Raw genomic sequence first — 26,768 nt, forward strand, 5'->3', positions numbered from 1 at the left:
CTGAGGTACCGGCGGCCCGCTCGCCGACGGGCAGAGCGCCGAACGCGGCGGCTTCCTCGGGCGTGGTCACGCCGGGACCTTGGCCAGGCCCTTGGTGACGACCTCGCCGTAGACCTCGTCGGGGTCGAGCCGGCGCAGCTCCTCCACCAGGCACTCCTTGAGCTGGCGGATCGGCAGCGCGATCCGGTGCGAGGGCTGCCCGGGCTGGTGGAGCTCGGCGGTCTTGCCGTCCGGCCGGTCCAGGACGATGTCGCCGGCGGTGCGCGACAGGCGGACCTCCGTGATGGCCGGGGCGCCCGGGATCCGGTCGATCTCGACCGGGCAGCGCAGCGCCCACGCGAGCCAGGCGGCCATGAGGTCGAGCGACGGGTGCGTCGCCTCGCCGCGGACCACGGCCTTGTGCACCGGCTCGAACGGCGGCTGGTCGAGCGTCGCCGCGATGAGGCCCCGCCACAGCGTCGCGCGCGTCCACGCGAGGTCCGTGTCGCCGGCGGTGTACGAGCCGGCGAGCCGGCGCAGCGCCGACGTCGGGCTGCTGCACTGCGTGGTGTCGGTGATGCGGCGCACGCCCATCCGCCCGATGGGGTGCTCGGCCGGGTCGTCGGGCACCTCGAACGGCCACCACACGACGATCGGCGCGTCGGGCAGCAGCAGGGGCGTCACCAGGGTGTCGAGGTGCTGCTGCAGCTCGCCGGCGGGGTAGAGGACGACGACCTCGCTGGCGCCCGCGTCCCCGCCGAGCCGGATCTGCGCGGCGAGGTGGGAGTCGGAGCGCTCGTCGATGGTGGACAGCACGATGATCCGGCAGGGGTGCTCACGGCTGGCCGCGTTGGCCGCGTCGATCGCCTCCTCCGGGTCGTGCTGGCCGACGTCGATGACCAACGTCAGCACGCGGCCCAGGGCGACGACGCCGCCCTCGTCGCGCTCCTCGACCAGGCGCTTGTTGAGGTCCCGCGTCGTGGTGTCGGGCAGGTCGATGATCACGGCTGCCTCCAGGTGCGTCCGTCGCGCGCCATCATCCCGTCGGCCGACGCCGGTCCCCACGAGCCCGCGGGGTAGGGGTCGGGCTTGCCGTGCTTGTGCCAGTAGTCGATGACCGGGTCGAGCACCTTCCAAGACAGCTCGACCTCCTCCTGCTGCGGGAACAGCGGCGGGTCGCCGAGCAGCACGTCGAGGATGAGCCGTTCGTAGGCCTCCGGCGACGTCTCGGTGAACGCGTGGCCGTAGCCGAAGTCCATCGTGACGTCGCGGACCTCCATCGCCGTGCCCGGTACCTTGGCGCCGAACCGCACGGTGACGCCCTCGTCGGGCTGGATCCGGATGACGATCGCGTTCTTGCCGAGCTCGGACGTGTCCGAGGAGTCGAACGGCAGGTGCGGGGCCTTCTTGAAGACGACCGCGATCTCGGTCACCCGCCGGCCGAGGCGCTTGCCCGTGCGCAGGTAGAACGGCACGCCCGCCCAGCGCCGCGTGTCGATGTCGACCCGGATCGCGGCGAACGTCTCGGTGACGGAGCTCGGGTTGAACCCCTCCTCCTCGTGGTAGCCGACGACCTTCTCGCCGCCCTGCCAGCCGCCGAGGTACTGCCCGCGCGCGGTGTGCTTGCCCAGGTCGCGGGGGAGCCGGACCGCCGAGAGCACCTTCGTCTTCTCCGCCCGCAGGTGGTCCGCCTCGAACGAGAGCGGCTCCTCCATCGCGGTGAGCGCCAGGAGCTGCATGAGGTGGTTCTGGATGACGTCGCGCGCCGCGCCGATGCCGTCGTAGTACCCGGCGCGGCCCGCGATGCCGATGTCCTCGGCCATGGTGATCTGCACGTGGTCGACGTAGTTCGAGTTCCAGATCGGCTCGAACAGCTGGTTGGCGAAGCGCAGCGCCAGCAGGTTCTGGACCGTCTCCTTGCCCAGGTAGTGGTCGATCCGGAAGATGTCGTCCGGCCGGAACACCTGCGACACGATGTCGTTCAGCTCGCGCGCGCTGGTCAGGTCGTGGCCGAACGGCTTCTCGATGACCACGCGCCGCCACGTGCCCTCGCGCGGCTTCGACAGGCCCGACCGGGCGAGCTGCTCGCACACGACGGGGAACGACGCCGGCGGCACCGACAGGTAGAACGCGTGGTTGCCGCCCGTGCCGCGGTTGACGTCGAGCTCCTCGACGGTGTCGGCGAGCCGGTCGAAGGCGCCGGCCTCGTCGAACGTCCCGGCGACGAACCGGATGCCCTCCGACAGCTGGCGCCAGGTCGCCTCCCGGAACGGCGTGCGGGCGAACTCCTTGACGGAGTCGTGGACGATCTCCGCGAAGTCCTGCGTCTCCCAGTCCCGGCGGGCGAAGCCCGTGAGGGCGAAGCCGGGGGGCAGCAGGCCGCGGTTCGTCAGGTCGTAGACGGCGGGCATGAGCTTCTTGCGTGCCAGGTCACCCGTGACGCCGAAGATGACGAGCCCGCACGGGCCGGCGATCCGGCGCATGCGCCGGTCGCGCGGGTCGCGCAGGGGGTTCTGCCCGGGCGCGACGTGGGCCGGGCTCACCGAGCCGCCTCGGCGACGGCGGCATCGAGACCGGACCGCACGCTGTCGCGCAGCTCCTGCCACGACGCGACGAACTTGTCGACGCCCTCGGACTCCAAGGTCTCCGTCACCTCGTCGAACGAGATGCCGAGCGCCTCGACGCCGGCGATGGCGGCGGCGGCCTCGTTGGCCCTACCGGTGACGGTGTCCCGGCCGACGTCCCCGTGGTCGTCCACCGCCTCGAGCGTCGCCTCCGGCATGGTGTTGACCACACCGCGCACGACGAGCTCCTCGACGTACTTGGTGTCCGGGTAGGCCTTGTCCTTGACGCCCGTGGAGGCCCAGAGGGGTCGCTGCGGGCGGGCGCCCGCCGCCGCCAGCGCCGCCCAGCGCGGCGTGCCCACGACCGCCTCGTACGCGGCGTAGGCGAGCCGGGCGTTCGCCACGCCGGTCGTGCCGCGCAGCCGCGCCGCCTCGGGCGTGCCGAGCGAGTCGAGCCGGGGGTCCACCGCCGTGTCGACGCGGGAGACGAAGAACGACGCCACGGACCCGATCGGCGCCAGGTCGACCCCGGCGGCCTGCGCCTGCTCCAGGCCGGTGAGGAAGGCGTCCATCACCTGCCGGTACCGCTCGATGGAGAAGATCAGCGTGACGTTGACGCTGATCCCCTCGGCGAGGGCGGCCGTGATGGCCGGCAGTCCCTCGACGGTGGCCGGGATCTTGATGAAGAGGTTCGGGCGCCCGACCTCGGCCCACAGGGCCCGGGCGGAGGCGATCGTGCCCGCCGTGTCGTGGGCGAGGCCCGGCTCGACCTCGATCGACACGCGACCGTCGACCGTGCCCGAGCGGTCGTAGGCCGGGCGCAGCACGTCGCACGCCTCGCGCACGTCGTCCGTGGTGATGCGGAGCACCGCCTCGTCGAGCGAGGCGCCCGCGGCCGCCAGCTCCGCGAGCTGGTCGGCGTAGGCGGCGCCGTGCGAGAGCGCCTTCGCGAAGATCGTCGGGTTCGACGTCACGCCGACGACGCCGCGCTCGGCGAGCTTCGCGAGCCCGCCGGAGCGCGTGCGCTCACGTGAGAGGTCGTCGAGCCATACCGCCACGCCGGCGTCCGCCAGGCGGCGCAGGGGGCTGTCCTGGGAAGTCATGATCCTGCCCCTTCCGTGGAACCCGGCCGGGCGGAGATCCCGCCCGGCCGTGGGGCGCGGCCACCTACGCGGCGCCGCCCCTCGTCTCCGCGAGCGACGAGCGCGCGGCCGCCGCGACGGCGTCGGCCGTGATCCCGTACTCCCGGTACAAGGTCTCGTAATCCGCGGAGGCGCCGAAGTGTTCCAGGCTGACCGCTGTGCCGTGCGCGCCGAGGTACTTGTGCCACGACAGGGCGATGCCGGCCTCGACGCTGACGCGCGCCGGGACGGACGCGGGCAGCACCGACTCGCGGTAGGCCTCGTCCTGCTCGTCGAACCACTCGAGGCAGGGCGCCGAGACGACGCGGGTCGCGATGCCCTCGGCCTCGAGCGCGGTGCGCGCCTCGACCGCGAGCTGGACCTCCGAGCCCGTGCCGATGAGGATCACCTCCGGCCGGCCGCCGCTCGCCTCGAGCAGCACGTAGGCGCCGCGCTCCAGGCCGTCGGCGGGTGCGAAGCCCTCCTCGCCGCGGGGGAACGTCGGCACGTTCTGCCGCGTGAGGATCAGGCCCACCGGGCCGCCCCGGCGCTCGAGCGTCGCCTTCCACGCGGCGGCCGTCTCGTTGGCGTCGGCCGGGCGGACGATCGACAGGTGCGGGATCGCCCGCAGCGCGGCCAGGTGCTCCACCGGCTGGTGCGTGGGGCCGTCCTCGCCGAGGCCGATCGAGTCGTGCGTCCAGACGTAGATCGTCGGGATGTCCATCAGCGAGGCCAGCCGCACCGCGCCGCGCATGTAGTCGGAGAACTGCAGGAAGGTCCCGCCGTACGCCCGGGTCAGGCCGTGCAGCACGATGCCGCTGACGATCGCGCCCATGGCGTGCTCACGGATGCCGAAGTGCAGCGTGCGGCCGTACTCGTCGCCGGCGAACTCGGCGCTCGAGCGGTGGGCCGGCAGGAACGACGGCTCGCCCTTCATCGTCGTGTTGTTCGAGCCGGCAAGGTCGGCCGACCCGCCCCACAGCTCCGGGAGGACCGAGGCCAGGGCGGACAGCACGTTGCCGGAGGCGGCGCGCGTGGCGACGTCCTTGCCGGCGGGGAACGTCGGCAGAGCGTCGGTCCAGCCCTCGGGCAGCTGGTGCGCCACGAGCCGGTCGAGGAGGGCGGCGCGGTCGGCGTGGGCCGAGCGCCACTCGTCGTACCCCCGCTGCCAGGCGGCGCGCTCGGTGGCGGCCCGCGCCGCCAGCCTGCCGCGCGTGTGCTCGATGACGGCGGGCTCGACGTCGAACGAGGCGTCCGGGTCGAAGCCCAGGATCTCCTTGAGCCCGCGCACGGCGTCCGTGCCCAGCTTCGAGCCGTGCGCCGCGTGGGACCCGGTCTTGCCCGGCGTGGGCCAGGCGATCAGGGTGCGCAGCGCGATGAATGTCGGGCGGTGCGTCTCGGCCTTCGCCGTCGCGATCGCCGCGGCCAGCGCGTCGACGTCCTCCCGGTACTCCGAGCCCGCGGTCCAGTCGACCTCGAGGGTCTGCCAGCCGTACGCCCGGTAGCGCGCGAGCGTGTCCTCGCCGAAGGCGATGACGGTGTCGCCCTCGATGGAGATCTTGTTGTCGTCCCAGACGACGATGAGGTTCCCGAGCTCCTGCGTGCCGGCGATCGACGAGGCCTCGCCCGAGATGCCCTCCTCGAGGTCGCCGTCGGAGGCGATGACCACCACGTGGTGGTCGAACGGGCTGGTGCCGGGCGCGGCGTCCGGGTCGAGCAGGCCGCGCTCGCGCCGGGCGGCCATCGCCATGCCGATCGCGGACGAGATGCCCTGGCCGAGCGGGCCGGTGGTGATCTCGATGCCCTTGGTGTGGCCGTACTCGGGGTGGCCGGGGGTCTTGGATCCCCAGGTGCGCAGCGCCTCGAGGTCCGCCAGCTCGAGGCCGAAGCCGCCGAGGTAGAGCTGGATGTACTGCGTCAGGCTGGAGTGCCCGGCGGACAGCACGAAGCGGTCGCGACCCAGCCACGCAGGGTCGGCCGGGTCGTGGCGCAGCACGTCCTGGTAGAGCAGGTACGCGAGCGGGGCGAGGCTGATGGCGGTGCCGGGGTGGCCGTTGCCCACCTTCTCCACCGCGTCAGCCGCGAGAACCCGGGCCGTGTCCACCGCCCGGAAGTCCAGATCGGTCCAGCCGACCGTGGTCGCCAGGGGAGCCTTCGCGTTCACCGCACCTCAATCCTTCCGGGCCGCTGCCCGGGTCGTCTCAGCCGCCGGGCCGGGGGATCCGCGAGCCGGGCGGGGCGCCCCGCGCGGGGGCACCTCACGTCACCTGCATGCCGAGCCTATATCCGGGCCTCGGGCCTCCGCCCGGGCGGCCCATCGGGACCGTCCTGCTCCTCCCACCTGGGACGGAAGTCCCATGTACGATGGCCGGGCCGACGAAGTGTGACCGGTTCTCCGACGACGAACGGACAGGCGTGCGACTCTCCAGCCCGGTGGCCCCAGCGGCCTCGGCTGCGAGCCGCGCCGTCGTGCCGGTGCAGGCGCCGCCGGCCGCGGCCCGTCCTCGGGGCTGGCGCGCCACCGTGGGCGCGTACGTCGCGCTCACGAAGCCGCGCATCATCGAGCTGCTGCTCGTCACGACCGTGCCGACGATGGTGCTGGCCGCGCGCGGCCTGCCGTCCCTCGCCCTCGTGGCCGTGACGCTCGTCGGCGGCGCCCTGGCGGCCGGGTCCGCCAACGTCCTCAACTGCTACCTGGACCGCGACATCGACGCGATGATGCACCGCACGCGCCGCCGGCCGACGGTGACGGGTGCCGTCAGCCCGAGGGCGACCCTCGTCTTCGGCGTCGTGCTGGGGGTCGTGGCCCTGGCGATGCTGTGGTTCGCCGTCAACCCGATCTCGGCGATGTTCGCGGCGGGCGCGATCGCGATCTACGTGGTCGGCTACACGATGCTGCTCAAGCGGCGGACCTCGCAGAACATCGTCTGGGGCGGCGCGGCGGGCTGCATGCCCGTGCTCATCGGGTGGTCGGCTGTCACGGGCGGGGTGTCGTGGTCGGCGCTCCTGCTGTTCGGGGTCGTCTTCTTCTGGACACCGCCGCACTACTGGCCGCTGTCGATGAAGTTCCGTGCCGACTACCAGGCCGCGGGCGTGCCCATGCTGCCGGTGGTGCGCCGGGACGCGCAGGTCGCCGCCCAGATGGTCGGGTACGCGCTGGCGATGGTCGCGTGCTCGCTGCTGCTGGCGCCGGTCGCGGGCATGACCTGGGTCTACGCGGTCGCCGCGGCGGCGCTCGGGCTCTGGTTCCTCGGCTCGTGCCTATCGCTGCTGCGGCAGGCGCGCGACCCCGAGCACCACAAGGTGCGGGCCATGCGGGTGTTCCACCACTCGATCACGTACCTGACCCTGCTGTCCGTGGCGGTCGTCGTCGACGTCTTCCTGCCGCTGTAGCCTCGCGTCCATGCCGGACGACGGCGCCCTCGGGCAGGCGTTGGACGCGTACCTCGCCCACCTCGACGTCGAGCGGGGCCTGTCCGTCAACACCCTGGCGGCGTACCGACGGGACCTGTCGCGGTACGTCGACTTCCTCGTCGCACGAGGCATAGGCACTCCGGCGGCGGTCGTCGAGCGGGACGTCGAGGACTACGTCCTCGCGGTGCGCACCGGCGCCGACGGACGCGCCGCGCTGTCGGCCTCGTCGGCCGCCCGCGGCGTGGTGGCGATCCGCGGCTGGCACCGCTTCTGCGTGCCCGAGGGGCTCGCCGCCCAGGATCCGGCGCGCGAGGTCCATCCGCCGGCCCGGCCGAAGCGGCTGCCCAAGGCGCTGTCGGTCGACGACGTCCGGCGCCTCCTGGAGGACGGCGTGCCGAGCGACGGGCCCGTCCCGCTGCGCGACCGCGCGCTGCTCGAGCTGCTCTACTCCACCGGCGCGCGGATCTCCGAGGCCGTCGGCCTCGACGTCGACGACATCGACCTGACGCCGGGCGAGGGTGCGGTGCGCCTGTTCGGCAAGGGCAGCAAGGAGCGCATCGTCCCCGTCGGCTCGTACGCCGGCCAGGCGGTCGAGGCGTACGTGGTGCGCGCCCGGCCCGCGCTGGCGGCCGCCGGCCGGGGGACCCCGGCGCTGTTCCTCAACGTGCGCGGCGCCCGGCTGTCCCGGCAGTCGGCGTGGGCCGTGCTGCGCTCGGCGGCGGACCGGGCCGGCCTGGCCGCAGCGGCCCACGTGTCGCCGCACACCCTGCGGCACTCGTTCGCGACGCACCTGCTGCAGGGGGGCGCCGACATCCGCGTGGTGCAGGAGCTGCTGGGCCACGCCTCCGTCACGACGACGCAGATCTACACGATGGTGACGCCGGACCTGCTGCGCGAGGTCTACATCGCCAACCATCCGCGCGCGACCTCGTCGCGCACCGGCCAGTCGACCGGGCGCTGAACCCCTGCTCCGGTAGGTTTGCCCGCGTGAGTGCCCAGACCGTCGCGGTCGACGCCGTCGGCCGGCCGTTGCCCGAGTTCCCGGTGCCCGCGCCGCTGGCCTCGCACGGCCCGGCGCGCGTCATCGCCCTCTGCAACCAGAAGGGCGGCGTCGGCAAGACGACGACGGCGATCAACCTGGCGGCGGCCCTCGCCGAGTACGGGCGCCGCGTGCTCGTCGTCGACTTCGACCCGCAGGGTGCGGCCTCGGTGGGGCTCGGGGTGCCGCCCCACGAGCTCGACCGCACCGTCTACAACCTCATCATGGACCGGTCGGTCGACTACACCCAGGTGCTGCGCACCACGGCCGTCCAGGGCCTCGACCTGCTGCCGGCCAACATCGACCTGTCGGCGGCCGAGGTGCAGCTGGTCACCGAGGTCGCGCGCGAGTCGGCCCTCTCCCGGGCGCTGCGACCGGCCCTGGACGAGTACGACGAGATCATCGTCGACTGCCAGCCGTCGCTCGGCCTGCTGACGGTCAACGCGCTGACCGCCGCGCACGGCGTGCTCATCCCGCTGGAGTGCGAGTTCTTCGCGCTGCGCGGCGTCGCGCTGCTCGTCGAGACGATCGAGAAGGTCCGCGACCGCCTCAACCCGCGCCTGCAGGTGGACGGCATCCTCGCCACGATGTACGACTCGCGGACGCTGCACGCCCGCGAGGTCGTCGCGCGCGTGCACGAGGCCTTCGGCGACAAGCTGTTCCAGACCGTCATCGCCCGCACCGTGAAGTTCCCGGACGCCACGGTCGCCGCCGAGCCGATCACCACCTACGCCCCCGCGCACACCGGCGCCGAGGCCTACCGCCAGCTGGCCCGTGAGCTCGTCGCCCGTGGCGACGCCGCCTGAGGCGGACGAGCCGGGTCCCGTCGGCACCACGGGGTTCGACGTCCACCTCGACGTGTTCGAGGGCCCGTTCGACCTCCTGCTCGGCCTCATCGCCAAGCACCGGCTCGACATCACCGAGGTCGCCCTGGCGCGGGTGACCGACGAGTTCATCGCGCACATCCGCGCGGCCGAGGGCGGCTGGGACCTGGGGCAGGCGTCGGAGTTCCTGGTCGTCGCCGCCACCCTCCTCGACCTCAAGGCGGCCCGGCTGCTGCCGGCCGGGGAGGTCGAGGACGACGAGGACCTCGAGCTGCTCGAGGCGCGCGACCTCCTGTTCGCCCGGCTGCTGCAGTACCGCGCGTACAAGCAGGTGGCGCGCGACCTCGGCACGCGGCTGGCCGACGAGGCCAGGCACCGCCCGCGGGCGGTGGCGCTCGAGCCGCAGCTGGCGGCGCTGCTGCCCGAGCTGGTGTGGTCGCTCGGGCCCGACGAGCTCGCCGCGATGGCCGCCCGGGCGCTGGCGCCGCGGCCGGTCCCGATGGTCGACACCAGCCACATCCACGCGCCCGCGGTCAGCGTGCGCGAGCAGGCCGCCGTCATCGTCGAGCGGCTGCGCCGCGGGGGCACACTGACCTTCCGGTCGCTCGTGGGAGACGCCGGTTCGACGCTCGTCGTCGTCGCGCGGTTCCTCGCCGTGCTCGAGCTGTTCCGGGAGGCGGCGATCTCCTTCGAGCAGGCCGCGCCGCTCGCCGAGCTGACCATCCGCTGGACGGGTCCCGAGGACCACGTGATGCGCAGCAGCGACTTCGACGAGGCGCCGGACCTGGCGCCCGACCAGACCGAGGAGACCGTGCCGTGAGCGAGCAGGACGAGCGGCCGCCCGCGGCCGACGAGCTGGCGTTCGACGTCGACGCGCTGCCGGGTGGTGCGCGCGCCACGATCGAGGCGGTCCTCATGGTGGCCGACGAGCCGATCCCGGCCGTGCGGCTGGCGGCCGTCCTCGCCGTGCCGACGTCGCGCGTCGAGGGTCTGCTCGCCGAGCTCGCCGCCGAGTACCGCGGCGCCGGCGGTGGCCCGGTGCGGGGCTTCGAGCTGCGGGAGGCGGGCGGTGGCTGGCGCATCTACTCCGCGCCGGCCTACGCCGAGGTCGTCGGGCGCTTCGTGCTGGACGGCCAGCAGGCCCGCCTGACCCAGGCCGCACTGGAGACGCTCGCCGTGGTCGCGTACCGCCAGCCGGTGACACGTGGCCAGGTGTCGGCGGTCCGCGGCGTCAACGTCGACTCGGTGGTGCGCACCCTGACGAGCCGTGGGCTCGTGGCCGAGGTGGGCACAGATCCGAGCACTGGTGCCGTCCTGTACGGGACCACGGGATACTTCCTGGAGCGGATGGGTCTCACGAGCTTGGACGAGCTGCCCCCGCTGGCGCCCTACCTGCCGGAGTTCGACGCTCTGGAGGGCGTCGAGCAGACCGGAGGAGACGCATGAGTGGACAGGCCGGCCGCGGGAGCGGCCGGGGCGGCCGGGCGCAGCAGCGCGACGTGCACGACCCCGAGGGCATCCGGCTGCAGAAGGTGCTCGCCGCGGCGGGTGTCGCGTCGCGCCGCGCGTCGGAGGAGCTGATCCTCGCGGGCCGCGTGACGGTGGACGGCGTCGTGGTGCGCGAGCTGGGCGTCCGGGTCGACCCGGACAAGCAGGTGATCCACGTCGACGGGGACCGGGTGCAGACGAACCCCGACCTGGTGACGCTGGCGTTCCACAAGCCCGAGGGCGTGCTCTCGACCATGAGCGACCCGGAGGGTCGCGAGACCGTCGCCGACTACATCCAGGAGCGCACCGAGCGGCTGTTCCATGTGGGCCGCCTCGACGTGGACTCCGAGGGCCTGCTGCTGCTGACGAACGACGGCGAGCTGGCCCAGCGGCTGACGCACCCCTCGTACGAGGTGCCGAAGACGTACCTGGTGGACGTCATCGGGCAGGTGCCGGCGAAGCTGGGGCCGCAGCTGCTGAAGGGCGTCGAGCTCGAGGACGGCCTGGTCAAGGTCGACGCCTACAAGATCGTCGACATGATCCCCGGCCAGAGCCTGGTGGAGGTCGTGCTGCACGACGGCCGCAACCGCGTGGTCCGCCGCCTCTTCGAGGAGGTCGGCTTCCCGGTGATCCGGCTGGTGCGGACCAAGATCGGGCCGATCCGCCTCGGCGAGCTGAAGTCGGGCCGGACGCGCGTGCTCAGCCCGGCCGAGGTGGCGTCGCTCCAGCGGGCGGTGGGGTTGTGACGGTCGCGACCAAGGGCCCGGTGCGCGTGGTCGGCACCGGGCTCCTCGGCGCGTCCGTCGGGCTGGCGCTGACGCGCGAGGGCCTCGAGGTGCAGCTGTCCGACCCGTCGCGCACCGCCCTGGCCCTCGCCCGGGACGTCGGCGCCGGGGTACCGGCGCGGCCCGACGACCCCGAGCCGGCGCTCGTCGTCGTGGCGGCGCCCCCGGACGTCACGGCCGACGTGGTGCGCGCGGAGCTGGCCGCCCACCCGCACGCGGTGGTCACCGACGTCGCCTCGGTCAAGGGGTACGTGCTGGAGGAGCTGCGCGCGGCCGGCGTCGACCTCGGCCGCTACGTCGGCTCCCACCCGATGGCGGGGCGCGAGCGGTCCGGGCCCTCGGCCGCGGTGCCGGACCTCTTCCTCGGGCGGCCGTGGGTCATCACCGACTCCGGCTCGTCGGACCCGGACGCGCTGCTGGCGGTCCGCTCGCTCGCCGTCGACCTGGGCGCGGTGCCCGTGAGCATGGAGGCGGCCGAGCACGATGCCGCGGTGGCGGCGGTCTCGCACCTGCCCCAGCTGGCCGCGAGCCTGGTCGCCGCGCGCCTGCGGGCGCTCGACGAGCCGGCCCTCGGCCTGGCCGGGCAGGGGCTGCGGGACATGACGCGCATCGCCGCGAGCGACCCGGCCCTGTGGACCTCGATCCTCGCCGCCAACGCGCTGGCCGTCCGGTCCGTCCTCGTCGCGCTGCGCGACGACCTCGACCGGGTGGTCGACGCCCTGACGAGCGCGGCGCTGGCCACCGGTCCCGAGGACGTCGCCCCCGGCGCGCTGGCGGCGATCGCGGACGCCATCGCGGCGGGCAACGCCGGCCAGGCGCGGATCCCCGGCAAGCACGGCGGCCAGCACAAGGCGTACGCCGTGGTGACCGTCCTCGTGCCCGACCAGCCGGGGGAGCTGGCGCACCTGCTGACCGACGTCGGCGCCGCCGGCGTCAACCTCGAGGACCTGCGGATCGAGCACGCGGCGGGCCGCCCGGCGGGCATGGCGGCGATCTCGGTGCTGCCGGACCGGGAGGCGCACCTCGTCGACGCGCTGACGCAGCGTGGCTGGCGGCTGGTCCAGTGAGCCTGGTCGTCGCGATCGACGGGCCCTCCGGGTCGGGCAAGTCGTCGGTGTCGCGCGCGGTGGCGCGCCGCCTGCACCTGGCGTACCTCGACACCGGTGCGATGTACCGGGCGGCGACGTGGTGGTGCCTGTCGGAGGGCATCGACCTGACGGACGCGGCGACGGTGGCCGACGAGGTGCGGCGGTTGCCGCTGGTCATGGGACTGGACCCGGCGCGGCCCACCGTCCACGTGGCCGGTGTCGACGTGGCCGTTCCCATCCGTGAGACGTGGGTGTCCGAGCAGGTCAGCGCGCTGTCGACGAACCTGTCGGTGCGGGCCGAGCTCGTCGCGCGGCAGCGCGGCCTGGTCGCGGCCGAACGCACGGCCGGCTTCTCGGCCGGTCGGGGCGTGGTGGCCGAGGGACGGGACATCACGACGGTCGTGGCGCCGGACGCCGAGGTCCGGGTGCTGCTGACCGCCAGCGCGTCGGCGCGGCTCGCTCGTCGGGCGCTCGAGGTGCACGGCGCGGCCGACGAGGCGGCGGTCGCGGCGACGAAGGACCAGGTGCTGCGGCGCGACGCCCGCGACGCGACGGTCGTCGAGTTCCAGCGGCCCGCCGACGGCGTCGTGCTCGTCGACTCCTCGGAGCTCGACCTGCAGCAGACGGTCCAGGCCGTCCTCGACGTGGTGGAGCGCCTCACCGGGCGGCGCGCGTGACGGCGGAGCGGCCCGCCGGTTGGGTGCCGTCACCCGCGGGCCCCGCGTGGGCGCGCTGGATCGGCCGGTTCCTCGGCCGGGTGGTGTGGGACGCGCACGTGGTGGGCAAGGAGCGCGTCCCCGCGGTGGGCCCCGTGGTGCTGGCGGCCAACCACGTGACGCTCATCGACGGCCCGATCCTCATCGGCGTCGCGCCGCGGCCGCTGCACATCATCACCAAGCAGGAGCTGTTCCACGGACCGGTGGGGACGGTCCTCACCTGGGCGGGGCAGATCCCGGTGGACCGGGCGAGCGGGCGGGCGGCGCTGCAGTCCGGGCTCGGCGTGCTGCGGCGCGGCGGGGCCATCGGCATCTTCCCGGAGGGCAACCGCGGCCGTGGCACCGTCGAGGGCGTCCGCGCCGGCGCCGCGTGGCTGGGCGTGCACGGCGACGCGGCGATGGTGCCGGTAGCGATCCTCGGCACCCGCCTGACGGGGGAGTCGCTCGGGCACATCCCGGGGCTGCGCCGCCGCCTGTACGTCGAGTTCGGCGACCCGATCCGGCCCCCGGCCGAAGGGCCCGCGCGGGAGCGTATCGGCGCGACGAGCGAGCGGCTGCGCGACGCGATGGTGGCCCTCGTCGACGGCGCGCAGGCCCGCAGCGGCCTCGCCCTGCCGGCCGACGATCCCCGGAACCCCGCGGCGTAGCCCGCGCCACCCAGCGCGCAGCACGCGCCACCCCGTCGCCGGCACCCACCCCGGACAGGCGCCGAGCGCACAGTTCGTGCGCCAGATCGACGGTTCCGTGCACCGGAAGGGTCGATCTCGCCGACGAACGATGCGCTCGAAGCGGGTGGAGCGCGCCGACGAACGATGCGCTCGAACCGGGCGGGGCGCGTGGTCGGGGACAATGGGTGCGTGAGTTCCAGCGAGTTCCCCGGTTCCGCCGCGCCCGACGAGGCCGCCGCGCCGTCCGACGACGTCCTGACGCCGTTCGCCGAGGCGGTCGACGAGGGCGCGCCTGAGGTCGACGACGACGAGGCGTTCGACGTGGCCCCGGTCGAGGTCGACGACGAGACGGCCGCGTCCGACGAGGCGCGCGAGCGCGCCCTGCGCGCCGGCCTGGCCGAGTACGATCTCGACGAGGACGACCTGCTGCTGCTCGACGGCGCGGGCGAGCAGGGCGAGGCCGGCGCCGCCGGCCGCGCGCTGCCGGTGCTGGCGGTCGTCGGACGCCCGAACGTCGGCAAGTCGACCCTGGTCAACCGGATCATCGGCCGCCGCGAGGCGGTGGTCCTCGACACCCCGGGCGTGACGCGCGACCGCGTGCGGTACACGGCCGAGTGGGCGGGGCGCGACTTCGTCGTCGTCGACACCGGCGGCTGGGAGGTCGACGTCGCCGGGATCGACGCCCGGGTCGCCGAGCAGGCGGAGGTGGCGATCGCCCAGGCGGACGCCGTCGTCCTCGTGGTCGACGCGACCGTCGGGACCACCGACACCGACGAGCAGGTGGTGCGGCTGCTGCGCCGCTCCGGCAAGCCCGTCGTGCTCGCCGCCAACAAGGTCGACGGCCCGTCGGCCGAGTCGGAGGCGGCGGCGCTGTGGTCGCTCGGGCTGGGCCAGCCGTGGGGCATCTCCGCCCTGCACGGCCGCGGCACCGGAGACCTGCTCGACGCGATCCTCGAGGCGCTGCCCGAGGAGTCGGCCCACGGCGCGGCGATGCCGGACGGCCCGCGGCGCGTGGCGCTCGTCGGACGCCCGAACGTCGGCAAGTCGTCGCTGCTCAACCAGCTGGCGGGGTCGGAGCGGGTGGTCGTCGACGAGGTCGCCGGCACCACGCGGGACCCCGTCGACGAGCTCGTCGAGCTGCGCGGCACGCCCTACGTGTTCGTGGACACCGCGGGGATCCGCCGGCGGGTGCACCAGACCACCGGCGCCGACTTCTACGCGTCCCTGCGCACGCAGGCGGCGATCGAGAAGGCCGAGGTCGCCGTCGTGCTCGTGGACGCGTCCGACGAGCTCACCGAGCAGGACACCCGCGTGATCCAGCAGGTGGTCGACGCCGGGCGCGCGCTCGTCATCGCCTACAACAAGTGGGACCTGATGGACGACGAGCGGCGCCACTACCTCGAGCGGGAGATCGAGCAGGACCTCGTGCAGGTGCAGTGGGCGCCGCGGGTCAACCTCTCCGCCCGCACGGGCCGCCACACGGACAAGCTCGTCCCGGCCCTGGAGACGGCGCTGACCTCCTGGGACACGCGCATCCCCACCGGCCGGCTGAACGCGTTCCTCGGCGAGCTCGTGGCGGCGCACCCGCACCCGCTGCGCGGCGGCAAGCAGCCGCGGATCCTCTTCGCCACGCAGGCGTCGACGCGCCCGCCGCGGTTCGTCGTGTTCGCCACCGGGTTCCTCGACCCCGGCTATCGGCGCTACATCGAGCGCCGGCTGCGCGAGACCTTCGGGTTCGAGGGGTCCCCGATCGTGGTGTCCGTGCGGGTGCGCGAGAAGCGGAAGCGCTGAGGGGTCAGCCGGCCCGGATCGCGCCCTTGAGCACGGACGGGTCGGGCAGCGACCCGGGCTCGTGGTACCACGCCAGCAGCGCGCGGGCCGCGTCGGTGGAGTCCCACACGTTCCAGAGCAGCACGCCGACGAGCGCCTCGCCTTCGGCGTAGTAGACGACGCCCGTCTCGTCGGGCGACGCCCAGTCCTCGAGCACCGTCAGGCCGGCGTCGAGGCGGCCCACCGCCTCGTAGCCCAGCTCGAAGATGTCCGAGTAGAAGAACGGCGTGTGGTCGTAGGGCTCGAGGGGTCGGCCGGTGAGCAGGGCGGCCATGTTGAACCCCGCGGCGCGGCCCGAGACGGTCGCCTGGTCGACGTGCTCGACGCGGCGCCGCCCGAGGATGGCGTCGGGATAGCTCGCCACGTCGCCCGCGGCGAACACGGCGGGGTCGACGGTGCGCAGGAAGCGGTCGACGACGACGCCGTTGTCGGCCGCCAGCCCGCAGGACAGCGCCAGCTCGACGTTCGGCTCGATCCCCAGGCCCAGGACGACGCCGTCCGCGGCGAGGGACACGGGCGTCTCGCCGATCTGGGCGTGCACGGTCACGGTGCCGACGGAGGAGCGCTCCAGCCACCGGGCGAGCGTCCCGGTGCGGACGTCGACCCCGTGCTCGTCGAACGTCCGGCGGATGCGTGCGCTCAGGCCGCGCGGGTACTGCCGGGCGCCGACCTCGGCGTCGGGCGTGAGGAACGTGACCTTGGCGCCGGCCATCGCCAGGCCGGCGGCGAGCTCGGTGCCGATGAACCCGCCGCCGACGACCACGACGTGGCCCCCGGCGAGGGCGCGGGCGCGGTGGTAGTCGCCGATGGTCCGGTAGTAGACGACCTGCGTCGAGGGGCCGAGGTTCAGCTCGCGCGGGCGCCCGCCGGTGGCCAGCAGGAGGGCGCGGTAGCCGTAGAGGTCGTCGTCCGCCGTGACCGTGCGGGCGGCGCGGTCGATGGCGGTCACGCGCGTGGACAGGTGGAGCTGGGCGTCGGTGGCGCCCGCCGTGCCCAGGAACGGCTCGTGGGTGGAGGGGTCGCGCCAGAGGTCCTTGGACAGGGGAGGCCGCTCGTAGGGCGGGTCGGCCTCCTCGCCGAGGATCGCGATGCTGCCGTCCGGGTCGACCACCCGGATCCCTCGTGCTGCGGCGTCCGCCGCCATGCCGCCGCCGACGATGACGTAGTCGTAGTCGAAGCGCATGCGCCCACCGTACGGGTGTGGACGCGCGACGGCGCGTCGGTGACACGATGCCCCCATGCGCGCGTTGCCCCTGGCGGAGCCGGAGCCGTGCGTGCGCCTGGTGCCGGTCTTCGCCGGCCTGACGGCCGCGCAGCAGGCGGAGGTGGGACGCTTCGCGCGTCCGGTCACCGTGCGCGCGGGGGACGCCGTCGCGCGCGCCGGCGAGCGGTCCTCCCGGCTGTTCGTGCTCCACAGCGGGAGCGTCAAGGTGCGCCGCCTGTCGGCCGCCGGCCACGAGACGATCCTGCGCGTGCTGACTCCCGGGGAGGTCGTCGGCGAGGAGGCCTTCCTCACCGGCGACACGCCGGAGGCGGACACCGTCGCGCTGGCGGACTCGCGGCTGTGCTCGTTCGACCACGCCGACCTGGCGGGGCTGCTCGGGCGGATGCCGGACATCGGGGTGGGGATGCTGCGCGCGCTGGCCGTCAAGCTCACCTCGGCCGAGCGGATGGTGACCGCGCTGACCTCGTCGGACGTCGGGGCCCGCGTCGCGGCGTACCTGCTGGACGCTCCGGTCACCGTCAGCGGCGGCGGCCCCCCGGTGGTCCACCTGCCGATCCCCAAGAACCAGGTCGCTGCGCACCTGGGCACGACGCCGGAGACCCTGAGCCGCCGGCTGGCCGCGCTCGAGCGGGACGGGCTGATCGAGGTCCGTCCCGGGCGTGAGGTCGCGATCCTCGACGCCGCGGGCCTCGGTCGCCGCGCGGAGGCTTGACCCAGGTCAAGGCGCACCGGTCCCGCGCTTCGTACGGTGCCCACGTACCGACGACGAAGGGGACGGACATGAGGATCACCGGACGGCTGCAGGCCCTGGCCAGGCTCGTGGTGCAGCCCGCGAGCGCGCACTGCGACACCGAGGACGGACCGGTCGTCACGGCCGGCCGGCGGGCGCTGCTGACGGGCAACGTCAACCACGCGCTGGCCTGGGTCCCCGAGGCCGACGAGGCCGAGGTGCGCCAGGCGTTCGCCGCGGCGAGCACGACGAGCGGGGACGAGCCGGCCGCCGTCGAGCGGCGGTTCCTCGAGACGCTCGTGCGGCTGCACCGCGCGGGCGAGGGCGCGGGGTTCGCGGGCATCATGCCCAGCGGGACGCCGTGGCCGCCGGCCGTCACCGCGGCGGACCGCGCGCTCGCCGAGGGCGTGCTCGCGCCGCTCGAGCCACTGGTCGAGGCGACCGCGTGGCCGGACGTGCAGCGGCGCTTCGCCGCGGCTCGGGCGCTGCGGGACCACGACGTGGACGACGTCGCCACCGGGCGCCGGTTCGTCGCCGCCTACGTGGGCTACGTGCACCAGGCGCTGCACCACGCCGTGCGCCACGCAGCGCCGGACGCCCTGCACCACACGGTGCAGGTGACGGAGCACGCGGTGCCGGCCGGGGTGCCGACCCCGCGTCGAGGTGAGTGATGCCGCGTTGGTGGCTCACCCGGGTGCGGGGTGGCTCGATGGCGCCGGCCCTGCGTGACGGGCAGCTCGCCCTGACGAGGTCGCTGCGACCTGGCTCCGTGGTGCGGCGCGGCGACCTGGTGGTCGCGGAGGCCGGGCGGCGGGTGGTGAAGCGTGTCGTCGGGCTCCCCGGCGAACGGGTGACGTTCCGGGGCGGAGGCGTCCTGATCGACGGGATCGGCCTCGCCGAGCCGTACGCCACGGCGTCCTTCTTCCGCGGCGAGCTTGCGGTGCCGCCGGGGCACTACCTGCTCCTCGGCGACCAGCGCGACGCCTCGGACGACGCGCGGACGTGGCCGCGGCCCTACGTCGCCCGTCAGCAGCTCGTCGGGCGGCTGGTGCGACTCCGCCGGGTCGCGGCACGGCGCGCGTGCCTCTGACGAACGGTGGTCCGATGCGTGCGTGAGGCGGACGGCCGCCCTGCCGCACGCCATGCGAGGGACCCGGTCCGGTGGTACGCAGGTGCCACGCGCGCCCGCATCGTCGACCCGCCGCAGGCAGGAATGAGGCACGAACATGAAGGGCTTCAAGGACTTCGTCATGCGGGGCAACCTCGTCGAGATCGCCGTCGCCTTCATCATCGGTGCCGCGTTCGGCGCGGTCGTCACGGGCTTCACCAAGGTCGTGATCGAGCTGCTCGCCAAGGCCGGCGGCGCACCCAACTTCGACCAGTGGCAGCCGGGCGGGCTGGTGTCCGTCGGGCCGTTCCTCACGGCGCTCGTCGCGTTCCTCATCCTCGCGTTCGTCGTCTACTTCTTCGTCGTCAAGCCCTACGAGGCCGCCAAGCGACGCTTCTCCCGCGGCGCGGAGCAGGACGCGGCGCCCGACGAGAACACCGTCCTGCTGCGCGAGATCCGCGACGCCCTGGTCCGGCGCGAGGAGCCTCGCCCGCTCGCCTGACCAGGCCTTTCGCGGCCCCAGTGGCAGGGCCTCGAGGACCGACCTAGCGTCGAACGATGGCTGCTATCGCCTCGGAAGTCCTCGTCCAGCGCCTCGCGGAGTGGGGGGTCGACACCGTCTACGGGATCCCCGGTGACGGCATCAACGGGCTCATGGAGGGGCTGCGTCGGCATGCCGACAAGGCCCGGTTCGTGCTGGTGCACCACGAGGAGGCGGCCGCCTTCATGGCGACCGCGTACGCCAAGGCGACGGGGCGGATCGGGGTCTGCCTGGCCACGTCCGGCCCCGGCGGCATCCACCTCCTCAACGGGCTCTATGACGCGAAGCTGGATCACCAGCCGGTGCTGGCGATCACGGGGATGCAGGAGACGAGCGTCCTCGGCACCGGCTACCAGCAGGAGGTGCAGCTCGACCGCCTCTACGAGGACGTCGCCGAGTACGACCTCATGGTGACCAACCCGGCACAGCTGCCCGGGGTGGTCGACATCGCGATCCGGACGGCGCTGGCGCGCCGCGGGGTGGCCCACCTGACGCTGCCGAACGACATCCAGGTGGCCGACGCGGACGCCGAGCCGTACCCAAGCGTCGCCCCGGCGCGGCCGCCGGCCACCTCGGCCGTGTACGTCGCCCCGCCCGGCCGTCCGCGCGACGACGACCTGGCCCGCGCCGCGGAGCTGCTGAGCGGCGCGAGCAAGCCGGCGATCCTCGCGGGGGCGGGCGCCCGGGGAGCGCGCGACGAGGTCCTGGCGCTCGCCGAGGCGCTGGGCGCACCGGTCGTCAAGACGCTGTCCGGCAAGGCCGTCGTCCCGGACGACTCGGAGTTCGCCGTCGGCGGCATCGGGCTGCTCGGCACCCGGCCCGGGGGCCAGCTCGCCGAGGAGTGCGACGCGCTCCTCATGGCGGGCACGAACTTCCCGTACACCAAGTTCCTGCCGAACCCGGGTCAGGCCCGCGTGGTCCAGGTCGACATCGACCCGAGCCGCGTCGGCACGCGGTTGCCCGCCGACGTGGCGCTCGTCGGCGACGTCAAGGAGACCCTCGGGGCCCTGCTGCCGCTGATCACCCGCCGCACCGACCGGTCGCACCTGGAGTCCTACCAGAAGGCGATGGCGTCGTGGCGGGCGGACATGGACGCGCTGGAGAACCCCGAGCGCTCGCCGATCGCGCCGCAGTACGTCGTCGGCCTGCTCGACGAGCTCGCCTCCGACGACGCCGTCCTCACGTGCGACTCGGGCACGATCGCCACCTGGGCGGCGCGGCACTGGACCATCCGCGGCGGGCGCGAGTTCTTCCTCTCGGGGAACCTGGCGACGATGGCGCCCGGCCTGCCCTACGCGGTGGCGATCCAGGACGCCTTCCCGGGCCGTCAGGTCATCGCGTACGTGGGCGACGGTGGCTTCGCCATGCTCATGGCCGAGTTCCTGACGGCGGCCCAGCACGGGCTGCCGATCACGGTGGTCGTCAACAACAACAACTCCCTGGGCCAGATCCTCTGGGAGCAGATGGTGCTGGGGTACCCGGAGCACGGCGTGCGGTTCTCGGCGCCGGAGGGCGACTTCGCGGCGTGGGCGCGGGCCTGCGGCGGGTACGGCTCGAAGGTGACGCAGCCCGGCGACCTGCGGGCGGCGCTCACGGAGGCGTTGGCGTTCGACGGGCCGTCGCTGGTGGACGTCGCCGTCAACCCCGACGAGCCGCCCCTCCCTGGCAAGGTGAGCTACGAGCAGGCCACCCACTTCGCGCAGGCCTGGTTGCGCGGGCAGCCCCACAAGGTGGCCATCGCGACGACGCTGTTCAAGGACAAGATCTCGAAGCTGGGCGACTGACGTGGCCGTGGCACAGCTGCCGACGCCGGCCCTGCGCGCGCAGCGCCTCGCCCAGGTCGACGTGGCCGAGCTCGAGCGGCGGCTGCGCGAGCGGGTCGACGGCGAGGTCCGGTTCGACGCCGGCTCGCGCGGCACGTACGCGACGGATGCCTCCAACTTCCGGCACGTGCCGCTCGGCGTCGTCGTGCCCCGGACCGTCGACGCCGGAGCCGAGGCCGTCGCGGTGTGCCGCGAGCTGGGGGCGCCCGTCGTCAGCCGCGGCGGCGGCACGTCGCTGGCCGGGCAGTCGTGCAACGTGGCGGTGGTCCTGGACTGGTCGACGTACTGCCACCGCGTCGTGTCCATCGACGCCGAGCGTCGCACCGCGGTCGTCGAGCCCGGCCTGGTGCTCGACGAGCTCAACGCAGCCGCGGAGCCGTACGGGCTCCAGTTCGGCCCGAAGCCGGCGACGCACTCCCACTGCACCCTCGGCGGCATGATCGGCAACAACTCGTGCGGCTCGACGGCGCAGGCTTTCGGCACCACCGCGCAGTCGGTGCGGCGGCTCGAGATCGTCACCTACGACGGCCTGCGGACGTGGGTCGGCCCGACGAGCGCCGACGAGTACGACGAGATCGTCGCCGCGGGGGGCGCGAGGGCCGAGCTCTACCGCGGGCTGCGCGCGATCGCCGACGAGTTCGGCGACGAGGTGCGTCGGCGCTTCCCGGACATCCCGCGCCGCATCTCCGGCTACAACCTCGACGCGCTGCTCCCGGAGGGCGGCTTCGACCTCGCGAAGGCGCTCACCGGGTCCGAGGCGACGTTGGTGACGATCCTGCGCGCCGAGGTGGCGCTGGTGCCGCTCGTGCCGCGCCGTCGCTTCGTCGCGCTCGGGTACTCCTCCCTCGTCGACGCGGCCCGGGCCGTTCCCGCGGTGAACGAGCACCGCCCGCTGATCGTGGAGGGGATGGACAGCCGCCTCGTCCGCTACGAACGCTCCCAGCACGTCGACCCCGCCGTTCTCGACCTGCTGCCCGAGGGCGACGGCTGGCTCGTCGTCGAGCTCGGAGCGGACGACGACGAGACGCTGCGGGCCCGCGTGGCGGACTTCCGGTCCAGCCTCGAAGGGTCCGCGCGCTCGTTCCGGGAGTACGACGAGCGGGAGGCCGAGCACCTCATGTGGGTGCGGGAGGACGCGCTCGGGGCGACCGCCCACCCGCACGACCTGCGCCGGACCTGGCCCGGGTGGGAGGACTCGGCCGTGCCCCCCGACCGGCTGGGCGACTACCTCGAGGACTTCAACCGGCTGCTCGACGAGTTCGGCTTCGGCGAGGCGTCCCGGTACGGCCACTTCGGTCACGGCTGCCTGCACATCAGCATCCCGTTCGACCTCACGACGGCCGACGGTGTGGCTGCCTACCGCGCGTTCCTGGACCGCGCGGCGCACCTGGTCGCCCACTGCGGCGGCTCGCTGTCGGGGGAGCACGGGGACGGGCAGCAGCGCGGCCAGCTGCTGCCGGTCATGTTCGGCGAGCGCGTCGTCGAGGGGTTCCGCCGGCTCAAGGCACTGCTCGACCCGAGCGACGCGATGAACCCCGGCCGCGTCGTCGCGGCCGAGCCGCCCGACGAGGGACTGCGCCTGGGCACCGACTACGCCCCGACGACGCACAAGGACCTGCACTTCCTGTACCCGCACGACGGCGGGAGCTTCGACGCGGCCGTGCTGCGGTGCGTGGGCGTCGGCGAGTGCCGGCGTCACGACAGCGGGGTCATGTGCCCGTCGTACCGGGCGACCGGCGAGGAGGAGCACTCGACGCGGGGCCGGTCCCGGCTGCTGTTCGAGATGCTCAGCGGCCACGAGGACTCGCCGATCCGTGACGGCTGGCGATCCACCGCCGTGCGGGATGCGCTCGACCTGTGCCTGGCGTGCAAGGGCTGCCGCAGCGACTGCCCGGTCAACGTCGACATGGCGACGTACAAGGCGGAGTTCCTGTCTCACCACTACGCGGGCCGGGTCCGTCCCGCGTCGCACTACACCATGGGGTGGCTGCCGGTGTGGATGGCGCTGGCGGCGGTGGCGCCGGCCGTGGTGAACGCCGCGACCCACCTCGGCCCGTTGTCGCGGCTCGGCCAGCGCCTCGGCGGCGTGGACCCCGGCCGGCCGGTGCCGTACGTGGCCGACCACCGCTTCACGGACCTGTACCGTCGCCGCGGCCCCCGGGGGTCCGGCCGGCGTGGCGAGGTCATGCTGTGGCCGGACACGTTCACCAACAACCTCCACCCGCACGTCGGCCAGGCGGCGGTCGAGGTGCTCGAGGACGCCGGGTACCGGGTGGTCGTGCCGCAGCGTGCGGTCTGCTGCGGGCTGACGTGGATCTCGACCGGGCAGCTGGGGATCGCCGAGCGCGTGCTGCGGCGGACCTTGCGCACCCTGGCGCCCCACCTGCGCCGCGGCGGCCTGGTCGTCGGGCTGGAACCGAGCTGCACGGCGGTGCTGCGCACGGACGGCGTGGAGCTGCTCGGCCACGACGCGGACATGCGGCGGCTCAGCGAGCAGACCCGGACGCTCGCCGAGCTGCTCGACGGCACCGAGGGTTGGCAGCCGCCGGCCGTGGACGTGTCCGCCGTGGCGCAGCCCCACTGCCACCAGCACGCGGTGCTCGGCTTCGACGCCGACCGTCGGCTGCTCGAGCGGTCGGGGGTGTCGCTCACCACGGTCGACGGCTGCTGCGGCCTGGCCGGCAACTTCGGCTACGAGAAGGGGCACCTGGACGTCTCGCTCGCGTGCGCCGGGACGGAGCTGCTCCCGGCCCTCGAGGCCGCGCCCGACGACGTGGTGCTCGCGGACGGCTTCAGCTGCCGGACCCAGGTGGAGCAGGCCGCCGGAGGGCGGCGAGCCGTCCACCTTGCGGAGCTCCTGGCGGCCGGCCTGCGGGGGGCGGCCGCGGGGCCCGTCGAGACGATCGGCCCGCGACCAGGGCGGCCGCAGCCGCTGCCGGAGGGCCCGCGCCCACGGCCCTGGGTGGACCGGGCCGCCGCGGCGCGGGGCGCGCGCTGATGCCGGTCCCGATCACGGGTGTCGACGTGGCCGCGTTCCGTGTCCCGACCCCGGAGCCGGAGGCGGACGGGACGGCGACCTGGGGAGCCACGACGCTCGTCGTCGTCCACGTCCGTGCGGCCGACCGCACCGGGCTCGGCTGGAGCTACGCGGACCCGGCCGCCGCGGGCCTCGTCGCGCGGACGCTGGCGCCGGTCGTCGTCGGCCGTGACGTCATGGACGTGCCCGCGCTGAACGAGGCGATGCGCCGCGAGCTGCGCAACGTCGGGCTGCCGGGGATCGGTGCCACCGCGGTCTCGGCGCTGGACATCGGGCTCTGGGACCTCAAGGCCCGGTGCTGCGAGCTCCCGCTGGTGTCCCTGCTGGGCCGCGCGGCACCGGACGTGCCCGTCTACGGCAGCGGCGGCTTCACCAGCGAGACCGGCGGCCGGCTGCGCGAGGACGTCATCGGCTGGGTGGAGCACGACGGCATCCCGCGGGTCAAGATCAAGATCGGCGAGTCGTGGGGCGCGGCGGTCGATCGCGACCTGGCGCGCGCGGCGATCGCCCGGCAGGCCGCCGGCGACGAGGCCGAGCTCTACGTCGACGCGAACGGCGGGTACCGCCCCGGACAGGCGCGGCGGGTGGAGGCCGCGCTGCGTGACCTCGGCGTCTCGTGGTTCGAGGAGCCGGTCTCGTCCGACGACCTGGCGGGCATGGCCGCCGTGCGAGCCGCCTCCCGTGCGGACGTCGCCGCGGGGGAGTACTGCTGGACCCTGCCCTCGGTGGCCCACCTGCTGGACGCCGGGGCGGTGGACTGCCTCCAGGCGGACGTCACGCGGTGCGGCGGCATCACGGTGTGGCGGGAGGCAGCGGCACTGGCGGTCGGGCACGGCCTGCAGATCTCGGCGCACGGCGCGCCCCAGCTGTCGGCGCACGTGGCCGCGTGCGTGCCGAACGCCCGGCACATCGAGTGGTTCGCCGACCACGTGCGCATCGAGTCCCTGCTCTTCGACGGCGTGCTGCGCCCGTCGCACGGGTCGCTGCGGCCCGACCTCGAGCGCCCGGGCCACGGCCTGACCCTGAGAACCGGCGACGCGCAGCGCTACGAGATCTGACCAGCGAACCTGAAGGCGGTACGACCATGCGAGCACAGACCCTGGGACCGACGGACGTGGTGGTCGTCACCGGCGCGAGCGGGGGCGTCGGGCGAGCCACCGCGCGGGCCGTCGCGGAGCGTGGCGCGGCGGTGGCGCTCCTGGCTCGTGGCCGCGAGGGGCTCGAGGGGGCGGCGGCGGACGTGCGCCGTGCGGGCGGCCGACCGCTCGTCGTGCCCGTCGACGTGGCCGACGCGGCCGCCCTCGACGAGGCCGGGCGGCGCGTCGAGGCCGAGCTCGGTCCGGTGACGGTGTGGGTGAACGTCGCGTTCGCCTCGGCCTTCGCGCGGTTCGAGGACGTCAGCGCCGAGGAGTTCCAGCGCGCGACCGAGGTGACGTACCTCGGGTACGTCCACGGCACGGCGACCGCCCTGCGCCTCATGCGGCCGCGGGGCGCCGGCAGGGTGGTCCAGGTCGGCTCGGCGCTCGCCTACCGGGGCATCCCGCTGCAGGCGGCGTACTGCGGCGCCAAGCACGCCATCCAGGGCTTCACCGAGTCGCTCCGGTGCGAGCTGCTCGCCGAGCACAGCGCCATCCACGTGACGATGGTGCAGCTGCCGGCGGTCAACACGCCGCAGTTCTCCTGGACGCTGACGCGGATGCCCCGGCGGCCGCAGCCGGTGCCGCCGATCTACCAGCCGGAGGTCGCCGCCGGCGCCGTGCGCTACGCGGCCGAGCACCCGTGGCGCCGCGAGTGGTGGGTGGGGACGTCCACGATGCTGACGATCGCCGCGAACGCCATCGCGCCGGGGCTCCTCGACCGCTACCTGGCGCGGACGGGTTTCGACTCGCAGCAGACGTCGGAGCCCACGCCGTCGGACGCACCTGCCGACCTGTTCGCCCCGGCCGACCGGCACCAGGACTTCGGCGCGCACGGCCGGTTCGACGATCGCTCGCACGCGATGGATCCGCAGCTGTGGGCGTCGCGACACCATGGTGCCGTCGTGGGTGGGGTGGGTGCGATGGCGGCGGGCGCGTGGCTGCTCGCGCGGCGCCGCTGACGGACGCATGGCGCACCGCCCGACGAGCTCAGCCCGACGGCGTCCCGTGCGCCCGGGCGCCCGCGACGATGAGGTCCGTGGCCCGCCGGATCTGGTCGAACGCCCGCTCGTACGCCGCCTGGCCGTGACCGAACGGGTTCGGGACGTCGTCGTCGGCCCGCGGTGCCGGCGGACCCGAGCCGCTGGCCCAGGCGACCAGGTGGCGGAGCCGCTCGGCGGGTACCCGCTCCGCGTCGCCCGTCGGCGCCGCCCCGACGCTCCGCGCGAACGCCGTGAGCGTGAAGGCACGGCCCGCGATGGCCGGGACCTGGGCGATCACATGGTCGAGGTTGTCGCGCGCGAGGGCGAGGACGAGGTCGGTGTGCGCCAGCATCTCGGGGGTCACCCGCCGGGCCGCGAACGCGGCGACGTCGCAGCCGGCCGCCCCCAGGAGCGATGCCATCTCGGGCGCGATCGGCGCTCCGACGACCGCGGCGGTGCCGGCGCTCGCGACCGTCACGGTCGGCCCCAGCCCGGCCCTCAGGAGGCGCTCGACGGCGGGTGAGCGACTCGCGTTGCCGGTGCAGACCGCGAGAATGTGAAACGCCTGGCTGCGCATCCGGGGTTGCTCTCGACTCGTGCGTCGATGATCGGGAATCCGGGTCCGAGGATATCCCGCGTGCGCCGGCGCCGCCGGATTCCGTGCCGCCG

General features: G+C 74.4%; 24 protein-coding genes. 18 read left to right on the forward strand and 6 right to left on the reverse strand.

What is annotated here, in order from left to right:
* Window positions 1-66: 66 nt before the first annotated feature.
* The 4 genes from BGO37_RS10645 to tkt all read right to left on the reverse strand — a co-directional run bounded on the left by BGO37_RS10645 (window position 67) and on the right by tkt (window position 5,828).
* Window positions 67-984: a glucose-6-phosphate dehydrogenase assembly protein OpcA gene (locus BGO37_RS10645; RefSeq protein WP_291754662.1), complete on the reverse strand. Its 918-nt coding sequence runs from the start codon at window positions 982-984 to the stop codon at window positions 67-69.
* Window positions 981-2,522, reverse strand: coding sequence for a glucose-6-phosphate dehydrogenase (gene zwf, locus BGO37_RS10650; protein WP_291754663.1), 1,542 nt, complete (start codon window positions 2,520-2,522; stop codon window positions 981-983). The genes BGO37_RS10645 and zwf overlap by 4 nt, the downstream gene beginning before the upstream one ends.
* Window positions 2,519-3,646, reverse strand: coding sequence for a transaldolase (gene tal, locus BGO37_RS10655; protein WP_291754665.1), 1,128 nt, complete (start codon window positions 3,644-3,646; stop codon window positions 2,519-2,521). The genes zwf and tal overlap by 4 nt, the downstream gene beginning before the upstream one ends.
* Window positions 3,647-3,710: 64 nt before the next feature.
* Window positions 3,711-5,828: a transketolase gene (gene tkt / locus BGO37_RS10660; protein WP_291754667.1), complete on the reverse strand. Its 2,118-nt coding sequence runs from the start codon at window positions 5,826-5,828 to the stop codon at window positions 3,711-3,713.
* 251 nt (window positions 5,829-6,079) lie between these two features.
* Between tkt and BGO37_RS10665 the strand changes: the two genes are divergently transcribed.
* From BGO37_RS10665 to der, 10 genes are all read left to right on the forward strand, one after another.
* Entirely contained in the window at window positions 6,080-7,057 is a 978-nt protein-coding gene (locus tag BGO37_RS10665; RefSeq protein ID WP_291754669.1) for a heme o synthase, read from the forward strand.
* Between the two features lie 10 nt (window positions 7,058-7,067).
* A complete protein-coding gene (locus tag BGO37_RS10670) occupies window positions 7,068-8,039 on the forward strand; it encodes a site-specific tyrosine recombinase XerD (protein WP_291754671.1) in 972 nt (323 codons plus the stop codon).
* A 26-nt stretch (window positions 8,040-8,065) separates the two neighbouring features.
* Entirely contained in the window at window positions 8,066-8,923 is an 858-nt protein-coding gene (locus BGO37_RS10675) for a ParA family protein (protein WP_291754672.1), read from the forward strand.
* A complete protein-coding gene (locus tag BGO37_RS10680) occupies window positions 8,907-9,761 on the forward strand; it encodes a segregation/condensation protein A (RefSeq protein ID WP_291755198.1) in 855 nt (284 codons plus the stop codon). Before BGO37_RS10675 ends, BGO37_RS10680 begins: the two co-directional genes overlap by 17 nt.
* On the forward strand, window positions 9,758-10,387 hold the full coding sequence (scpB, locus tag BGO37_RS10685; RefSeq protein WP_291754673.1) for an SMC-Scp complex subunit ScpB: 630 nt from the start codon (window positions 9,758-9,760) through the stop codon (window positions 10,385-10,387). Before BGO37_RS10680 ends, scpB begins: the two co-directional genes overlap by 4 nt.
* Complete coding sequence (locus tag BGO37_RS10690; RefSeq protein ID WP_291754674.1) at window positions 10,384-11,175, forward strand: pseudouridine synthase; 792 nt, start codon at window positions 10,384-10,386, stop codon at window positions 11,173-11,175. Before scpB ends, BGO37_RS10690 begins: the two co-directional genes overlap by 4 nt.
* The gene (locus tag BGO37_RS10695) at window positions 11,172-12,281 is read left to right on the forward strand and encodes a prephenate dehydrogenase (protein ID WP_291754675.1); all 1,110 of its coding nucleotides are present in this window, start codon (window positions 11,172-11,174) and stop codon (window positions 12,279-12,281) included. The genes BGO37_RS10690 and BGO37_RS10695 overlap by 4 nt, the downstream gene beginning before the upstream one ends.
* Window positions 12,278-12,979, forward strand: coding sequence for a (d)CMP kinase (gene cmk / locus BGO37_RS10700; protein WP_291754676.1), 702 nt, complete (start codon window positions 12,278-12,280; stop codon window positions 12,977-12,979). Before BGO37_RS10695 ends, cmk begins: the two co-directional genes overlap by 4 nt.
* The gene (locus tag BGO37_RS10705; RefSeq protein WP_291754678.1) at window positions 12,976-13,665 is read left to right on the forward strand and encodes a 1-acyl-sn-glycerol-3-phosphate acyltransferase; all 690 of its coding nucleotides are present in this window, start codon (window positions 12,976-12,978) and stop codon (window positions 13,663-13,665) included. The genes cmk and BGO37_RS10705 overlap by 4 nt, the downstream gene beginning before the upstream one ends.
* Before the next feature lie 342 nt (window positions 13,666-14,007).
* Complete coding sequence (gene der / locus BGO37_RS10710; RefSeq protein WP_291755199.1) at window positions 14,008-15,477, forward strand: ribosome biogenesis GTPase Der; 1,470 nt, start codon at window positions 14,008-14,010, stop codon at window positions 15,475-15,477.
* Between the two features lie 4 nt (window positions 15,478-15,481).
* Here the strand turns inward: der and BGO37_RS10715 are convergent, their stop codons facing one another.
* Window positions 15,482-16,699 carry an FAD/NAD(P)-binding oxidoreductase gene (locus BGO37_RS10715; protein ID WP_291754680.1) on the reverse strand — a complete coding sequence of 406 codons (1,218 nt, stop codon included), beginning with the start codon at window positions 16,697-16,699 and terminating at the stop codon, window positions 15,482-15,484.
* A 55-nt stretch (window positions 16,700-16,754) separates the two neighbouring features.
* Between BGO37_RS10715 and BGO37_RS10720 the strand changes: the two genes are divergently transcribed.
* The 8 genes from BGO37_RS10720 to BGO37_RS10755 all read left to right on the forward strand — a co-directional run bounded on the left by BGO37_RS10720 (window position 16,755) and on the right by BGO37_RS10755 (window position 26,078).
* Window positions 16,755-17,453 (forward strand): Crp/Fnr family transcriptional regulator, encoded by a 699-nt coding sequence (locus BGO37_RS10720; RefSeq protein ID WP_291754683.1) that lies wholly within the window; start codon window positions 16,755-16,757, stop codon window positions 17,451-17,453.
* A gap of 68 nt (window positions 17,454-17,521) precedes the next feature.
* Window positions 17,522-18,142, forward strand: coding sequence for a DUF6448 family protein (locus BGO37_RS10725; RefSeq protein ID WP_291754684.1), 621 nt, complete (start codon window positions 17,522-17,524; stop codon window positions 18,140-18,142).
* The gene (lepB, locus tag BGO37_RS10730; protein WP_291754686.1) at window positions 18,142-18,561 is read left to right on the forward strand and encodes a signal peptidase I; all 420 of its coding nucleotides are present in this window, start codon (window positions 18,142-18,144) and stop codon (window positions 18,559-18,561) included. The genes BGO37_RS10725 and lepB overlap by 1 nt, the downstream gene beginning before the upstream one ends.
* A 136-nt stretch (window positions 18,562-18,697) precedes the next feature.
* The gene (gene mscL / locus BGO37_RS10735) at window positions 18,698-19,081 is read left to right on the forward strand and encodes a large conductance mechanosensitive channel protein MscL (RefSeq protein WP_291754687.1); all 384 of its coding nucleotides are present in this window, start codon (window positions 18,698-18,700) and stop codon (window positions 19,079-19,081) included.
* 56 nt (window positions 19,082-19,137) lie between these two features.
* Complete coding sequence (locus BGO37_RS10740; RefSeq protein WP_291754690.1) at window positions 19,138-20,904, forward strand: thiamine pyrophosphate-dependent enzyme; 1,767 nt, start codon at window positions 19,138-19,140, stop codon at window positions 20,902-20,904.
* Window positions 20,905-20,911: 7 nt separating this feature from the next.
* Complete coding sequence (locus tag BGO37_RS10745; protein ID WP_291754692.1) at window positions 20,912-23,941, forward strand: FAD-binding and (Fe-S)-binding domain-containing protein; 3,030 nt, start codon at window positions 20,912-20,914, stop codon at window positions 23,939-23,941.
* Window positions 23,941-25,038, forward strand: a complete 1,098-nt coding sequence (locus tag BGO37_RS10750) for an enolase C-terminal domain-like protein (protein ID WP_291754695.1) — start codon at window positions 23,941-23,943, stop codon at window positions 25,036-25,038. The genes BGO37_RS10745 and BGO37_RS10750 overlap by 1 nt, the downstream gene beginning before the upstream one ends.
* A gap of 26 nt (window positions 25,039-25,064) precedes the next feature.
* On the forward strand, window positions 25,065-26,078 hold the full coding sequence (locus BGO37_RS10755) for an SDR family oxidoreductase (RefSeq protein WP_291754697.1): 1,014 nt from the start codon (window positions 25,065-25,067) through the stop codon (window positions 26,076-26,078).
* 28 nt (window positions 26,079-26,106) lie between these two features.
* Here BGO37_RS10755 and BGO37_RS10760 read toward each other — a convergent pair whose 3' ends face one another.
* Window positions 26,107-26,676: a low molecular weight phosphatase family protein gene (locus BGO37_RS10760; RefSeq protein WP_291754698.1), complete on the reverse strand. Its 570-nt coding sequence runs from the start codon at window positions 26,674-26,676 to the stop codon at window positions 26,107-26,109.
* Between the last annotated feature and the right edge of the window lie 92 nt (window positions 26,677-26,768).

The organism is Cellulomonas sp. 73-92 (assembly GCF_001898175.1).
Lineage (GTDB): Bacteria > Actinomycetota > Actinomycetes > Actinomycetales > Cellulomonadaceae > Cellulomonas.

Bases quoted from the DNA above. Each gene is read 5' to 3' on its own strand.
- tal (WP_291754665.1), bottom strand. From the start codon at position 3,646: ATGACTTCCCAGGACAGCCCCCTGCGCCGCCTGGCGGACGCCGGCGTG.
- BGO37_RS10670 (WP_291754671.1), top strand. From the start codon at position 7,068: ATGCCGGACGACGGCGCCCTCGGGCAGGCGTTGGACGCGTACCTCGCC.
- BGO37_RS10690 (WP_291754674.1), top strand. From the start codon at position 10,384: ATGAGTGGACAGGCCGGCCGCGGGAGCGGCCGGGGCGGCCGGGCGCAG.
- BGO37_RS10715 (WP_291754680.1), bottom strand. From the start codon at position 16,699: ATGCGCTTCGACTACGACTACGTCATCGTCGGCGGCGGCATGGCGGCG.
- BGO37_RS10720 (WP_291754683.1), top strand. From the start codon at position 16,755: ATGCGCGCGTTGCCCCTGGCGGAGCCGGAGCCGTGCGTGCGCCTGGTG.
- BGO37_RS10725 (WP_291754684.1), top strand. From the start codon at position 17,522: ATGAGGATCACCGGACGGCTGCAGGCCCTGGCCAGGCTCGTGGTGCAG.
- lepB (WP_291754686.1), top strand. From the start codon at position 18,142: ATGCCGCGTTGGTGGCTCACCCGGGTGCGGGGTGGCTCGATGGCGCCG.
- mscL (WP_291754687.1), top strand. From the start codon at position 18,698: ATGAAGGGCTTCAAGGACTTCGTCATGCGGGGCAACCTCGTCGAGATC.
- BGO37_RS10740 (WP_291754690.1), top strand. From the start codon at position 19,138: ATGGCTGCTATCGCCTCGGAAGTCCTCGTCCAGCGCCTCGCGGAGTGG.
- BGO37_RS10750 (WP_291754695.1), top strand. From the start codon at position 23,941: ATGCCGGTCCCGATCACGGGTGTCGACGTGGCCGCGTTCCGTGTCCCG.
- BGO37_RS10755 (WP_291754697.1), top strand. From the start codon at position 25,065: ATGCGAGCACAGACCCTGGGACCGACGGACGTGGTGGTCGTCACCGGC.
- BGO37_RS10760 (WP_291754698.1), bottom strand. From the start codon at position 26,676: ATGCGCAGCCAGGCGTTTCACATTCTCGCGGTCTGCACCGGCAACGCG.